Below are 13,591 nucleotides of genomic sequence, written 5' to 3'. Positions count from 1 at the left end.
GGAGAGGTCTGCTGCCGGGCCGCTCCCTGGATGGCCCCTCTACGCTTGGGGTGGGTGTCCCATTCCTCACCGATCAGTCCCGGCTGGGGCTGGCCATCCGCAGGTGTGCGTGGAGCGTCTCCGTGCGCAGGTAGAGGAACTGGGCATCGCCGAAGGCCAGGGCATCGCCGTCGTTGAGCATCGGCTCCTGGTCCGGCCCCAGCGAGGACGCGTTGACCCAGGTGCCATTCATGGAGCCCACGTCACGTACCGAGCAGTCACCGGCCTGGGGGTGCCACCTCAGCGTCGCGTGGTGCTTGGACACGGATGGGTCGGGCACCACCAGGGAGCAGCCTTCGATGCGCCCCACCGTGAACGCCTGTCCCTCCGCCTCCGGCCGGAGGAAGTGGACCTCCAGGGTATCGAACCCGCGGAGCATGACGAGCAGCCGGTCCACGAGCCGTGTCCGGTGGGCCATGCCCACGGTGCGTGCCTCGCCGAGCCGCATGGCCACCTGTTGGAAGACGGGCTCGGGAGGCTGTTGGACCAGCACGACGCGGCCGGATGCTTCGAGGAAGGCCTCCAGGGTTGCCAGGGCGAACGGGCGCAGTTGCTTGACGGACGGCATGGTGCCCGCACCTTAAACCGCGTTGCACGAAGTTGGCGCCGGACTGCGTCCTTCCCCCGCGGAGTGTCCACCGTCTGTCGGGGGCCGCCGCTGCCTGGAACGTTCGCGGACCTGCCGGCCGCCGACAATCCCGTTCACGAGGGCGTGCGCCAGGACGATGCCGGACGCGAACAGGTGGACCGGTTCCTGCGCCCGGACGCTCAGGTGGAGGTCACCTGCGACGGCATCTGCCTGGGTGGTAACTAGCACCCAGGCAGGCGCTGGCTCCGCGGATGCGCGAGGCGGCTTCGGCGAGCGCGTCGTCTCGCGCATCAGGCCTACGTCGCGGCGTCCGGCTTCAGGTTCTTGAGCAGGTGGTCGCCGTAGTCCTCACGCAGCTTCGTCTTGAGGAACTTGCCGGTGGACGTGCGTGGCACCTGCGGGACGAAGACATAGTCGTCCGGCAGCCACATCTTCGCGAACTGGCCGGTCAGGTGCGCGGTCAGCTCGTCCTTCGTGACCTGCTGTCCTTCCTTCAGTGCCACCGCGGCCAGCGGGCGCTCATCCCACTTCGGATGCTTCCCGGCGAAGACGGCCGCCTCCAGCACCGCCGGGTGCGCCATCAGCGCGTTCTCCAGCGCGACGGACGAAATCCACTCACCCCCCGACTTGATGACGTCCTTGCTGCGGTCGCAGATGCGCACGTAGCCCTGCGAGTCGATGGTCACCACGTCGCCCGTCTTGAACCAGCCGTCCTTCGTGAAGCGGTCCTCGCCCTCGTCGCTGAAGTAGGACGAGGCGACCCAGGGCCCACGCACTTCCAGCTCGCCCATCGTCTCCCCATCCCAGGGCAGCAGCGTGCCGTCGTCGCTGGCGACGCGCGTCTCCACGAAGGGCAGCGCGAACCCCTGCGACGCCCGCGCCGAGGACTTCACCTCATGCGTCGCCTGCCGCAGCGGCCCCTTGAGCTTCGCCATGGTCCCCACCGGGCTCATCTCCGTCATGCCCCACGCGTGGACCACTTCCAGTCCGTGCCGCTGCTGGAAGCCCTCAATCAGCGACGGAGGCGCCGCCGAGCCACCAATCAGCATGGACCGCATGCTGCTCAGGTCCCACTTGTTCGGCGACTGGTCCAGCAACGCAAGGATGCCAATCCAGATGGTGGGCACGCCGCCCGCCATGGTGACTTTCTCCGCGGCCATCAAGTCCAGCAGGGAGGTCGGGTCCAGGTGCGGCCCGGGGAACACCAGCTTCGCGCCCGTGAGGACGGCGTCGAAGGCCAGCCCCCACGCGGCGGCGTGGAACATGGGCACCACCGGCATCACCGCGTCCGCCTCGCGCATGCCCGTCACGTCCGTCATGCAACACGCCAGGGCGTGCAGCACGGTGGAGCGGTGGCTGTAGAGCACGCCCTTCGGATTGCCCGTGGTGCCCGACGTGTAGCAGAGCATCGACGCGGAGTTCTCATCGAGCTGCGGGAAGTCGAAGGCCGGGGACTCGGCTGCCAGCAGCGCTTCGTAGTCCAGCGTCCCCTCCGGCGCGGGGCCCGTGTCCGGCACCACGATGACGTGGCGGATGCCAGGCACCGCGTCCTTGAACTTCTCGAACAGCGGCAGCAGCGAGCGGTCCACCACCACCACGGAGTCTTCCGCGTGCCGCGCGATGTAGCCCAAGTCATTGGGGTGCAGGCGCAGGTTGAGCGTGTGCACCACCGCGCCCATGCACGGCACGCCGTAATACACCTCCAGGTGCCGGTAGTGGTTCCAGCTCAGCGTGGCCACCCGGTCCCCCGCCTTCACGCCCAGCCGCGTCAGCGCGTTGGCCAGCCGGCACGTGCGCGCGTGGAAGTCCGCGTACGTGTAGCGGTGCAGCGACTTGTCCGGGTTTCGGCTGACGATTTCCGAGCGCGGGTAGAACGTCCGCGCGCGCTCCAGCAAGTGGCTCAGCGTGAGCGGGAAATCCATCATGCGGCCTGGCAGCATCGGCACCCTTCCTTGTGGACGGCGTGAGGAAGGGCCGATGCTAGCGGAGCGCGGACCCGTGCTTCATCCACGCTCCGGGATGCCGCGTCGCGTCAGCCGAAGAAGACCTGGGCGACCTCGAAGAACTCCTGCGGGACGCGCTTGAGCTCGCGGGTGGCGTCGGCCAGGTCCACGCTGATGATGTCGTTGCCTCGCAGCGCGGCCATCTTCCCGAACTCGCCGCGGGCCACCATGTCGCAGGCGTGGACGCCGTAGCGGGTGGCCAGCACGCGGTCATGCGGGGTGGGCGCGCCGCCACGCTGGATGTGGCCCAGCACGGACACGCGCGTCTCGAAGCCGGTGCGCTGCTCGATTTCGTGCGCCAGGATGGTGCCCACTCCGCCCAGCCGCGGTCTGCCGGCCTCGTCCAGCGCGCCGCTGGTGACGAGCTGCTCCTGCTGGTCCGAGGACAGCTTGATGCGCGTGCCCTCCGCCACCACGACGATGGAGAAGGTGCGCCCGCCCGCGTGGCGGCGCTGGATGTGCTCGGCCACCTTCGCCAGGTCGGCGGGAATCTCCGGCACCAGGATGACGTCCGCGCCGCCGGCGATGCCCGCGTAGGTGGCAATCCAGCCCACGTGACGGCCCATCACCTCGCAGACGATGACGCGCTTGTGCGACTCCGCGGTGGAGTGCAGCCGGTCAATGGCCTCGGTGGCGATGGAGACGGCCGTGTCGAAGCCGAAGGTGAAGTCCGTGGCGTTGATGTCGTTGTCGATGGTCTTCGGCACACCGACGATGCGCAGCCCTTCCTGCGACATGCGCGTGGCGGCCGACAGCGTGCCTTCACCGCCAATGGCGATGACGGCGTGGATGCCGTTGCGTTCAATGGCGCGCTTGACGCGCTCCAGCCCGTTTTCGACCTTGAACGGGTTGACGCGCGAGGTGCCGAGGATGGTGCCGCCCCGGTGGAGGATGCCAGACGTGGTTTCACGCGTGAGGCGGAAGTGGCTGTCCTCCAACAACCCCTTCCAACCATCGCGGAGGCCCATCATCTCGAAGCCGTGGGCGTTGGCGCGGCGGACGACGGCGCGGATGACGGCGTTCAGGCCGGGGCAGTCGCCCCCGCCGGTGAGCACGGCGACTTTCATGGAGAAACGTTCTATCGCGCCCGGCGCCAGACGCGATGTCCAAGTTTGCCCGAGCGCTCACCTGGGGACCTTCCAGCCGTCTACCCGAACACCGCTGGACGCCGCCGGGCCCAGGGGCGGGCCGCCTCCAACTGGCCCGCGAGCCGGAACAAGGTGGCTTCATCCCCGAAGCGCCCCATGAACTGAACGCCCACGGGCAGGCCGTCCGCGCTCCAGTGGAGTGGCACGCTCATGGCGGGCAGCCCCGCGGTGTTGGCCAGCGGGCAGTAGGAGGCGAAGGCGGCCGCGCGGAGCAGCGGCGCCAGGGGCTCACCCGGTGGCGAGGCGAAGCTGCCCAGCGGCGGCGGGAGCTCGTTGAGGGTGGGCATCAGCCAGACGTCCACGTCGTCGAAGTGACGGAGCGCCGCGCGGCTGTGACGCTGCAGCTCCGCGCTGGCGCGCAGATAGGCGGACAGGCCCTGGTCCAGGCCGTATTGGTAGAGGGCCCAGGTGAAGGGCTCGAAGTGCGAAGCCTCCGGGCTGCGTCCCAGCCGCTCGGCCAGCGCGTCGATGCCGAAGACGACGCCCGCGGTCCACACGGTGATGAAGTGTTGGCCCACCGCGTCATCACCGGGCACTTCCAGGCTGCCCTCGTCCACGATGTGGCCCAGGTCCTCCAGGAGCCGGGCCGCGGCGTGGATGGCGGCCAGGCACTCCGGGTGGATGGCGGCGCCCATGGCGTTGCGCACGGCCACGCGGATGCGCAGGCGGCCCGGGGGCGTGTTGACCTCCTGGGTATAGGGCCGGGCCTTGGCCGGGGCCTGGTACGGCGTCCCGGCGTCCGCGCCGCAGGTGACGTCGAGCAGCGCCGCGCTGTCTCGCACGGAGCGGGTGAGGGCGTGCTCGGTGACGAGCCAGTGGTAGGCGTCCGCGATGTCGCCGCCCATGGGGTTGCGGCCCCGGGTGGGCTTGAGGCCGAAGAGGCCGCAGGCTGCGGCGGGGATGCGGATGGAGCCGCCGCTGTCCGTCGCATGGGCGAAGGGCACCATGCCGCTGGCCACCGCCGCCGCCGCGCCGCCGCTGGCTCCGCCCGGAGAGCGCGAGGTGTCCCAGGGGTTGCGGCAGGGCCCGTGCAGCTCACCCTCCGTGGTGGGCAGCAGGCCCATCTCCGGCGTGTTCGTCTTGCCCAGCACCACCAGGCCGCCGCGCCGGTGGCGCTTCACCAGCTCACTGTCCTGGTCCGGAACGGAGTCCTTCCCGAAGCGCGAGCCGTGGGTGAGCGGTTGCCCCTCCTGGGCCGTGAGCAGGTCCTGGAGCAGGAAGGGAACGCCGGTGAAGGGCCCCGGGGGCAGCGTCCCCCGGGCCCGCTCGCGCGCCGGGTCGAATTGCGTCTGGACGACCGCGTTGAGTGTCGGGTTGTGGCGCTCGATGCGGGCAATGGCCGCATCCACGAGCTCGAGCGGCGTGGCCTCCCGGCGCCGGACGAGCTCCGCCTGTGCCGTCGCGTCGAGACTGACAAAGGGGTCCATGCCCCCGACTCTGTCATGTTTCACGCGGCCTGGAAGCGCACCCGGCGCATGCCTATGTTTCAGGTCCATGCACATCCGCGTCTTCGATTCCGAGCGGGAGGCCGCCGCCGCGTGTGCCCATGGAGGCGCTCACGTTGGGCATGGCCAGCATCGTCCAGGCACGGCAGGCGCTGCTGCTGGCCTTCGGCGAGGCCAAGGCGGAGGCGGTGCGGGGCATGGCGGAGGGCCCCGTGTCCTCCCGGTGCCCCGCGTCGTTTCTCCAGCTCCACCCGGACGTCGAGGTGTGGCTGGACCCGGCGGCGGCCCGCGCGCTGTCCTGAAGAAACTTCAGGCAGTGAACGTGCGATAACCTTCGAGAGGGTCCTCCCAGGGCCCCGCAGCCCTCCATTCCCCCTGGAGCAGCGTCATGTCCTCGATTGGAAGCGCCGGTTCCCGTCCCTCGTCGTCCTCCCAGACTCGGACGGTGGAGCCCAAGGTGGCGCAGAAGGCCCCCGCCGAGGCCAGGCCGGCGCCTTCGGGCAACGCCGTGAAGGACGCGGTCGCCGGGCGCTACCGCGACGGCTTCGACGCCGCGCCGCGCGGGGCGGCCCCTCAGCGCAAGCCGGTGCTGTCGGAGGCGGGCGGCTTCATCGAGAGCGCGGGGCAGCGGCCGGAGGCCCTGGCGTCGGGCACGCTTCCCCCGACGACTCGGGCGGCGGCGCCCACGGTGTCCACCGACGCGGCGGGTCGCACCGTGGTGGACCTCTCCAGTGGCAACGACACGGCCACCGTCTCCCAGACGGCGGACGGCGGGCTCCAGGTGCGCTCGGGCGGCAACACGGTGACGCTCACCGCGGAGCAGGCGCGGACGGCCATCATCCGGGGCGGTGACGGCAATGACACCATCACCGTGGACGCCAGCGTCACCCAGGACGTCCGCATCGAAGGCGGCGCGGGCGATGACACGCTGACGGGCGGCGCGGGCAATGACAGGCTGGACGGCGGCGCGGGCTCCGACATCATCCGGGGCGGCGCGGGCAACGACGTGCTGCGCGGCGCGGACGGCGACGACTACCTGGACGGCGGCGCGGGGGATGACCGGATGTACGGCGGCGCGGGCCGGGATGTGATGTACGGCCTGGACGGCGAGGACCGCATGTCCGGCGGCGCCGGGCGTGACTACCTGGACGGGGGCGCGGGCAATGACTTCGTGTCGGGTGGCGACGGCGATGACCAGGTCCTCGGCGGCCGTGGGGACGACGCGCTGGTGGGCGGCCGTGGCAATGACGCGATTGCCGGTGGCCTGGGCCGAGACACCATCCGCGGCGGCGCGGGCGACGACAAGCTCTACGTCCAGGACGACGACGACGTGCGCAACCTGGAGAGCGGTGACACGCGGCAGGTGGTGGACATGTCCGGCGCGGACACGCTGGGCAGCTCCGTGTCGGTGACGGGCAGCGCGGACTTCACGGCGCGCACGCAGTCGGATTTGGACGCGCTGCGCTCGCTGCCGGAAGGGCAGGCGCTGCTGGCCCGGCTGGATGGCAGTGGCCGCTCGACGACCATCCGCGAGACGAACCGCGGCAACACGGCCGGCGCCACGAACTTCAACGACGGCTACATGAGCGCGGATGGGACGCCGGGCCCTGGCACCGACTCGCAGGTGAACTACAACCCCTCCCGCATCTCGATTGGCGGCGAGGAGTGGATGAACCGCCCGCCCGTGGTGGGCCTCTTCCACGAGCTGATTCACGCCTCGGACTTCGTCACGGGCACGCTGCCGCCTGGCTCGACGGATGGCGTCATCAACGTGGAGCAGTCCACGGTGGGCCTGCCGTATGACCATGACGGCGACCCGAGCACGCCCCGCATCGAGGCGGACCGCTCCACGGAGAACGACCTCCGCGACGAGCTGAACCTGCCGACCCGTCCGCGCTACTGAGCCCCCGGCGAAGGTGACGCATGCGCGCGCCCGGGTGGATAGGATGGAGCCTGGGCGCCGTGTTGCTGCTCGGCTGTGTTCGAGCAGCCGCGGGCCCCATGGAGAGCGGGAGGACACGCGTGGCTGAGGCGGACGTGGAGCTGAAGGTGAAGCCGGTGGAGCGCACCGCGGAGGCGCTGGTGCTCTCCTACGAGGTGCACAACCGCGGCGCGCGGGCGCTCTGGCTCGTGGAGGGCCTGTACGACGAGAGCCCCTCTGGCCAGCGCCAGCTCGCGCCAGAGAAGGCCTACGTGGCGCTGGGCGGCGGCGGCGAGGTGGTGGTGTCGCGGATGCTCCTGCCCTTGCCGGAGAACCTGCTCGTGGAGGCGCCGGAGGTGCCCGCCGTGCACCGCGTGGACGCGGGGCAGACGGTGCGCCGGCGCGTGGTGCTGCCGCTGCCGCTGACGGCGGTGTCGCCGTATGACACCGGGCCGGCGCAGACGCTCCCGCTCGACGCGGTGAAGGCGCTGCGCCTGCGCGTGGGCTACGTGCCAGACGCGCCGGAGCTGAAGCGTCACGCGGCGCGCGACTCCCAGGGCACGGCTTACGAGGTGCCGGAGTTCGGCCAGACGCGCACCGCGCAGCGCGTGCTCGAAAGCGCGCCGCTGCCTGTGCCCACGGAGGCGGCGAAGTAATCCGCCGCCGGGGCGGCCGCGTCGCGGCTCAGCTCCGCCCGTTCGCCACGGGCGCCGCGGACTTCTTCGGCTCCTTCGCCGCGGAGGCCGGGGCCTTCGTGCGCGCCGGAGCCGTGGGCTTCGGCCTGGCCACGGGCTTCACCTTCCGGGGCGGGGGCGGGCGCGTCAGCGCCCACGCCGCGAGCACCTTGGGCACGTAGAACTCCGTCTCCCCATTGCGCGGCACGCGGCCATTCACCGCGCCTGGGCCCGCGTTGTACGCGGCCACCGCGAGCCGCACGTCACCGAAGCGCCGCAGCTGCTGCGCCAGATAGCGCGCGCTGCCGTCAATCGCCGGCGCCGGGTCGAACGGGTCCTTCACGCCCAGCATGGCGGCGGTGCCGGGCATCAACTGTCCGGGCCCCATGGCGCCCGCCGGGGAGATGCGGTGCACGCGCGTCTCCGACTCCACCTGCACCAGCGCGCGCAGCAGCCCCACCGGGAGGCGGTGCTTGCGCTCCGCCGCGTCGATGACGGGCTCCAGCGGCGCGTGTCCCTCCACCAGGCACGAGGGCCGGTGCTCCAGGTACGCGCGCAGCGCGCCCGCCTTGGCCTCCAGGAAGGAGAAGGACAGCGGCGACACGAAGCTGCCGCCCAGCCAGGCCACCGCGACGTTGAGCAGCACCACCGGGGCCAGCGCGCACGGCAGCCACCACGCCCAACCGGGCACCGTCATCCCCGCACGCCGTGCCGCCCGCTTGCGTCCCACCCCTCCACCCTTAGGGGCGCTTGGGGCCCCCGTCCAGCTTCCGGCGCCCGGGACGGGCCCCCGGGGGCAGGCGCAGCCCGTCCAGCACCAGCGTGGTGAGCGCGTCCGGCAGCTCCAGCGGGTTGCCGATGTCCTCCTCGCTCAGCACCGCCAGCAGCAGCCGCTCCACGGCGCCCACCACCGCCAGCCCGCTCACCGCCGGACGGATGGGGCGCAGCAGCCCGCTGGTGTGCGCCTTCTGCGTGATGTCCACTGCGTGACGCGCCACCAGCCGCGCCAGCTCCGCCACCTTCGTCCGCGCCCCCACGGCAGGCCCCCGGGACTCCTGGAGGTACAGCCGCACCACGCCCGGGTACTGGAGGAGCGCGCCGGCAATCACCGCCGCCACCGCGCGGTACGCGTCGAACATGGCCTCCACGTTGCGCGCCTCCGCCAGGGCGTGGCCACACGTCTCCAGCCCGGCCAGCAGCTCGCGGCGCACCGGCTCCAGCAGGCCGTCCACCAGCGCCGCCTTGTCGTCGAAGTACCGGTAGAACGTCCCCTTGGCCACCCCGGTCGCCTGGGTGATGTCGTCAATGGTGACGCCCTCCAGGCCCCGCTCCAGGAACAGCTTCAGCGCGGCGGCCTCCAGCGCCTGCGCCCGCTCCCGCCGGTGGGCCTCGCGGCGGCCTCCAGGCCGGGCGGGCGGCTTGTCCGTCTCCTGGGCGTCATCCGCCCGCGTGCCATCCCGGCTCGCCATTGCCGTGCGCTCCCGTCCGTTGCGCGGTAGAAAAAGAGTGACCAGATAGTCATTATGGGCAGCGAAGCGTCGGCCACGCGCTTCGCCGGAGGCGATCATGATCGGCATCCCCCTGGGCTGGGTTTACTCCAATTTCGGTGAATGGGTCCTTCACAGGTCGGTCCTGCACGGCCTGGGGAAGAACCGGAAGAGCTTCTGGAGCTTCCACTGGCATGAGCACCACCAGAAGTCGCGGCGCCACGAGATGGTGGATGACCAGTACATGCGCTCGCTGTGGAGCTGGTCGGCGCAGAGCAAGGAGCTGATGGGGCTGGCGGTGCTGGCGCTGGCCCACGCGCCGCTGTTGCCGGTGGCGCCCTTCTTCGTGGGGACGGTGTGGGCCTGCGCGGCGAACTACTACTTCGTCCACCGGCGCGCGCACCTGGACCCGACGTGGGCGCGTGAGCACCTGCCGTGGCACTACGACCACCACATGGGCAAGGACCAGAACGCGAACTGGTGCGTGACGCACCCCTTCTTCGACCTGGTCCTGGGCACGCGGCGCGAGTGCCTCAACGTGCAGCCGCCCGCGTCCCAACAGCCCGCCGAACCGCCGGCGCCCGTGGAGGCCCGGAAGCGCGCGCCAGCGGCTTCCGGGCTCCGTTAGCGGCGGGCGGCCTCAGAACACCAGGTCGAAGTAGTTGGCGTGCGCCTTCACGCCCGCGCAGGCGCGCACCGCGGCGGACCAGTCCTCGGAGGGCAGCGTGCCCCGGGCGTCGAAGATGAACTCGAGCTCGGGCTCCCGGGCCAGGTCCAGGAGGTCCACCGTGCCGGTGCTGGTGAGCTGAATCGTGCGCGTGGGCGCGGTGCTGGTGCGCGTGTACTCACCGATGACGTGGGTGTCGTTGGAGCCCGGCTGGCGCACGGAGACGCTGGCGCGCTCCACGCCGCTCAGGTCCGTGTCGGCCGTCACCTCGAAGAGGCGCAGCCGAAGCTCCGTCTCCACGTCCGTCTCCTCGGGCAGCGGGTCGGCGAAGTCGCCCAGCGGGAAGGTGAAGCTGCGCTCCACGTTGACGGTGAGCGGCAGCGCCGCGGGGAAGGACAGGTCGCGCTCCGTCTTGCAGATCTCCTCGGCCTCGGCCTCGATGAAGAAGAGGGAGTCGCAGCCGGTGGTGAGCAGCGCCAGGCTGGAGAGCAACAGGATGCGGAAGGAAGTCGTTCGCATGGTTTGGAAGCTCCTGGCTCAGAAGAGGTAGAGGATGAAGCCCAGCTTCACGGAGGGCATGGTGGCGCGCACGGACAGGTTCCTCGCCGTGACGTCCGGGTCATCCGTGGCGTCCTGGAGCAGGGCGCTCGCGTCGTCCACGCCCATGTCCACGTAGCTGAGGCCCAGGTGCAGGAAGAAGTTGAAGCGGCTGGCCGCGCCCACCTCCAGGCCCACGCTGCCGGTGACGTAGTTGTACGTCACGTCGCGAACGGCCGCGCTGGCCCGGCTCGGTGTCGCGCCCAGCCAGTCCACCACCTCGTTGTAGTCCGAGCCGAAGTAGTGCCCCGCCTCCACGTTGAAGGACGGCGCCAGGAAGGTCTGCATCGGCAGGATGCTCAAGCCGCCGCGCAAGCCGAAGCTGAGCGTGTTGGTGGTGGGGCCCGCTTGCAAACGCAGCCACGGCAGCGGCCGCAGCACCGCGGACAGGCCCACGCCGTGCGGCGCGCCCGCGTCCAGCATGAGGCCGAAGCGGTGGGGGGTGTCCGACCCCTCCTGCGCCAGGGCCGGTGTCGCGGCCCCCAGGCCCAGGGCGCACGCGAGCGCCGCGCCGTGCCGCCCCAGGAGGAAGGTCCTTCGTCGTCTCGTCGAGGATGTCGCCATCGTCATGTCGTGTTCCAGGGTGTTCCGGCCCGGTGGCCATCATTCGCGCGACCGGGCGGAAAAAGAAGCGGCGTCAGGGAAAATGACGGCGGGAGACTGCCGCTTCCGCGCTGGTATCCGACATTGGCGGCCCAGGGCCGCCGGTAATTCAGGGCTCTGTCGTCCGATTGGCGGCGAGCCCGATGACGTTGACCATCAACTCCTTGATGCGGCGCGGCTTCTCGCCGCCGTTGTCGCGGAGGATGAGGTCGATGTCGTCGTCGGCCCGGTGGTACTCGGGGATGAGGTCTCCGCCGCCGTTGGGGTTGGACAGGCCTTCGAACATGAAGAGGACGTCCTCGCCCTTGCGCCCGAAGGACGCGCCGTCCTGCCGGTCGCGGAACACGTTGATGTCCTGGTTGATGCGGTCGAACGGGTCGTCGAGCTTCGCGTTCGCCTGCGCCAGCACCTCCCGGAAGTAGTTGGGCTGGCCCCGGGAGTTGGTGTCCACCACGGACAGGCGCTGGTCATCCCAGCGGCCCACCATGTCCACGTTGATGACGCCGGCAATCTCCTCCATGCCGAGCCCCGGAATCGGGTGGTCCACGAAGTACTGCGAGCCCACCAGGCCTTTCTCCTCGGCGCCCGTCCACAGGAAGAGCACGGAGCGGTCCAACTCGCCGCGCTTCGCCGCCTCCGCCAGCTCCGGCACCGCCGCCATCAGCACCGCGCTGCCGGAGGCGTTGTCGTCCGCGCCGTTGAGGACGTTGCCGCGCCGGTCCACGCCGTCGTGGTCCAGGTGCGCCATCACCACGATGACCTCGTCCTTGTTCGGCCCCGAGCCCTCCAGCAGCGCCATGGTGTTCACCGCCTGCCCGGACGCGGAGGCCAGCTGGCGCAATTCCTCCACGCCGCGCTGCGCGCCCTCGCGCGGCGGCGTCAGGGGCAGGCCGCGCGCGTCCATCGCCTTCTCGTACTTCTGGTTGAGCAGCGCGAGCGTCTCCTTGGGCATGTTGTCGTCCAGGTAGAAGCCGCCCTCGAACAGCTCGTGTCCGTAGGTGTTCGGCGTGTGGACGTGCTCGCCCGACTCGCCGCGCACCCCGGGCCGGCCCGCGAACGAGTACACGTCGAAGCGCTGCTCGAAGGTGTTGTCCGGGTTGCTCGTGTTGGGGCCGACGAGGCCGTACTTCTGCACATGCTGCTGCACGTACAGCGACGCGGCGTCCAGCCCGGCCGACGGGCTGTCGCGGCCCTGGAGCGCGTCCGAGGACAGGTACGCGATGTGCGTCATCGGGTCCGAGTCCACCGCGACGCTGTCCACCTCCGGCTCCGGCGCGGGCTCCACCGGCGCGGTGGGCGGCGGTGTGGGCACGGTGCACACGAGCGGCCGGGGCGCGCGGGCCGACGACTCGAAGCGGTCCGCGTTCCATCCGGGAGGCGCGCTGGTGGGCTTCGCCGGGGCTTCGGAGGCCCGGGCGTCCTTCGCCACGGTGGCGCGCGGCGCAAGGGAGGGGAGAGGACGCGGGCTGTCGCTGACTTTCGTGGCCATGGTGGAGGAATCCCGGTGCGCGTGGGGGTGGCGCGTCCTGGAATTATCCGTCTCAGCCGTCCGGGAGTTGTGCGCCTTCTTTTCCCCTGTCATTGCCGGGGGTTGTTGAAGGCCGGACGTCGCTCCGCCCCGCCGGTCAATTCCAGCACCTGGAAGCCGGTGACACGTTGCAAGTCCGGAAAGCACCGGGCTGCGAGTGGCCCGAGTCGACCGGCCCAGGACGGGGGGTCCGGATGATCGACGAAGTCGATCAACGTTTGAAGGCGTGGGTGGGCCGCATCGCCGGCGATGTCCAGGTGTTCCTGGGCGTGCCGGACCGCGAGTCGCTCGAGCGAGGCGTCTGCCTGTACCTGCTGGAGCTGGGGCCCGCGCCTCCGCTCCGGAGTGGGGGCGGGGGGCGCGTGCCGCTGCAGATTTCGGTCTGCTACCTCATTACCGCCGGGGCGGAGTCCCCGGAGCGGGCGCACCGGCTGCTGGGTGAGCTCGTCTTCGCGGCCATGGAGGAGGCGGACTTCGAGGTGGAGCTCACGCCGGTGCCCACCACGGTGTGGGCCGGGCTGAGGACCGCGCCGCGTCCCTGCTTCCGCCTGCGTGTCCCGGTGCGGCGGGAGCGCGCGATGCCCGTCGTCCACCGGGTGCTCTTCCCCGCCACGCCCCTGGCCACGCCGACGCCCGCGGAGGCGCTGCTGGGCTGTGTCGTCGGGCCGGGCGACGTGCCGATTCCGGGCGCGCTCGTCGAGCTGCCCACGCTGAAGCTCACCACGCGCACGGATGCCAAGGGCTGCTTCCGTTTTCCCAGCGTCCCCCCCGTGGCCACGCTGGGGCGGCTGGAGGTGCGCGCCAAGGGTGAGCTGCTCGAACTGGGCCCGGAGGTGCTCGCGGCGGAGCCCCAGCCGCTGCTCATCCGCCTGCCGCTGAAGGAGGAGTGA

The 13,591-nt window shown here is 71.1% G+C and carries 15 protein-coding genes; 6 read left to right on the top strand and 9 right to left on the bottom strand.

All coding sequences use genetic code 11. The annotated features are described in order from the left end of the window. Window positions 1-73: 73 nt before the first annotated feature. On the bottom strand, window positions 74-607 hold the full coding sequence (locus KGD87_RS20975; protein WP_284662103.1) for an FHA domain-containing protein: 534 nt from the start codon (window positions 605-607) through the stop codon (window positions 74-76). Between the two features lie 63 nt (window positions 608-670). Between KGD87_RS20975 and KGD87_RS20970 the strand changes: the two genes are divergently transcribed. After that, window positions 671-853: a hypothetical protein gene (locus tag KGD87_RS20970; protein WP_284662102.1), complete on the top strand. Its 183-nt coding sequence runs from the start codon at window positions 671-673 to the stop codon at window positions 851-853. A 71-nt stretch (window positions 854-924) separates the two neighbouring features. Here the strand turns inward: KGD87_RS20970 and KGD87_RS20965 are convergent, their stop codons facing one another. The 3 genes from KGD87_RS20965 to KGD87_RS20955 all read right to left on the bottom strand — a co-directional run bounded on the left by KGD87_RS20965 (window position 925) and on the right by KGD87_RS20955 (window position 5,206). Then, complete coding sequence (locus KGD87_RS20965; protein WP_284662100.1) at window positions 925-2,568, bottom strand: long-chain fatty acid--CoA ligase; 1,644 nt, start codon at window positions 2,566-2,568, stop codon at window positions 925-927. A gap of 92 nt (window positions 2,569-2,660) precedes the next feature. Then, on the bottom strand, window positions 2,661-3,698 hold the full coding sequence (locus KGD87_RS20960) for a 6-phosphofructokinase (protein ID WP_284662099.1): 1,038 nt from the start codon (window positions 3,696-3,698) through the stop codon (window positions 2,661-2,663). An 80-nt stretch (window positions 3,699-3,778) separates the two neighbouring features. Next, window positions 3,779-5,206, bottom strand: coding sequence for an amidase (locus KGD87_RS20955; protein ID WP_284662098.1), 1,428 nt, complete (start codon window positions 5,204-5,206; stop codon window positions 3,779-3,781). Window positions 5,207-5,346: 140 nt separating this feature from the next. Here KGD87_RS20955 and KGD87_RS20950 point away from each other — a divergent pair, with 140 nt between their 5' ends. From KGD87_RS20950 to KGD87_RS20940, 3 genes are all read left to right on the top strand, one after another. Continuing rightward, window positions 5,347-5,526 (top strand): sugar phosphate isomerase family, encoded by a 180-nt coding sequence (locus KGD87_RS20950; protein ID WP_284662097.1) that lies wholly within the window; start codon window positions 5,347-5,349, stop codon window positions 5,524-5,526. A gap of 86 nt (window positions 5,527-5,612) precedes the next feature. After that, window positions 5,613-7,127, top strand: coding sequence for a M91 family zinc metallopeptidase (locus tag KGD87_RS20945; protein WP_284662096.1), 1,515 nt, complete (start codon window positions 5,613-5,615; stop codon window positions 7,125-7,127). A gap of 119 nt (window positions 7,128-7,246) precedes the next feature. Then, window positions 7,247-7,801 (top strand): hypothetical protein, encoded by a 555-nt coding sequence (locus KGD87_RS20940; RefSeq protein ID WP_284662095.1) that lies wholly within the window; start codon window positions 7,247-7,249, stop codon window positions 7,799-7,801. Between the two features lie 28 nt (window positions 7,802-7,829). Here KGD87_RS20940 and KGD87_RS20935 read toward each other — a convergent pair whose 3' ends face one another. Both KGD87_RS20935 and KGD87_RS20930 read right to left on the bottom strand, forming a co-directional pair. Next, window positions 7,830-8,516 (bottom strand): lytic transglycosylase domain-containing protein, encoded by a 687-nt coding sequence (locus tag KGD87_RS20935; protein ID WP_284662094.1) that lies wholly within the window; start codon window positions 8,514-8,516, stop codon window positions 7,830-7,832. A 43-nt stretch (window positions 8,517-8,559) separates the two neighbouring features. Then, complete coding sequence (locus KGD87_RS20930; RefSeq protein WP_284662093.1) at window positions 8,560-9,288, bottom strand: TetR/AcrR family transcriptional regulator; 729 nt, start codon at window positions 9,286-9,288, stop codon at window positions 8,560-8,562. Between the two features lie 97 nt (window positions 9,289-9,385). On the opposite strand from KGD87_RS20930, the gene KGD87_RS20925 reads away from it, so the two are divergent. After that, window positions 9,386-9,934, top strand: coding sequence for a sterol desaturase family protein (locus KGD87_RS20925; RefSeq protein ID WP_284662092.1), 549 nt, complete (start codon window positions 9,386-9,388; stop codon window positions 9,932-9,934). 12 nt (window positions 9,935-9,946) lie between these two features. Here KGD87_RS20925 and KGD87_RS20920 read toward each other — a convergent pair whose 3' ends face one another. The 3 genes from KGD87_RS20920 to KGD87_RS20910 all read right to left on the bottom strand — a co-directional run bounded on the left by KGD87_RS20920 (window position 9,947) and on the right by KGD87_RS20910 (window position 12,662). Next, complete coding sequence (locus tag KGD87_RS20920; RefSeq protein ID WP_284662091.1) at window positions 9,947-10,492, bottom strand: hypothetical protein; 546 nt, start codon at window positions 10,490-10,492, stop codon at window positions 9,947-9,949. A gap of 18 nt (window positions 10,493-10,510) precedes the next feature. After that, window positions 10,511-11,140, bottom strand: a complete 630-nt coding sequence (locus KGD87_RS20915) for a hypothetical protein (RefSeq protein ID WP_284662089.1) — start codon at window positions 11,138-11,140, stop codon at window positions 10,511-10,513. A 142-nt stretch (window positions 11,141-11,282) separates the two neighbouring features. After that, the gene (locus KGD87_RS20910; RefSeq protein ID WP_284662087.1) at window positions 11,283-12,662 is read right to left on the bottom strand and encodes a M28 family metallopeptidase; all 1,380 of its coding nucleotides are present in this window, start codon (window positions 12,660-12,662) and stop codon (window positions 11,283-11,285) included. 233 nt (window positions 12,663-12,895) lie between these two features. Here KGD87_RS20910 and KGD87_RS20905 point away from each other — a divergent pair, with 233 nt between their 5' ends. Further along, window positions 12,896-13,591 (top strand): carboxypeptidase-like regulatory domain-containing protein, encoded by a 696-nt coding sequence (locus tag KGD87_RS20905; RefSeq protein ID WP_284662086.1) that lies wholly within the window; start codon window positions 12,896-12,898, stop codon window positions 13,589-13,591.

Source organism: Myxococcus sp. SDU36, assembly GCF_030168875.1.
Taxonomy (GTDB): domain Bacteria; phylum Myxococcota; class Myxococcia; order Myxococcales; family Myxococcaceae; genus Myxococcus; species Myxococcus vastator.
The sequence above is the reverse complement of the archived record's forward strand: the minus strand, read 5'-3'. Positions and strand labels throughout refer to the sequence as shown.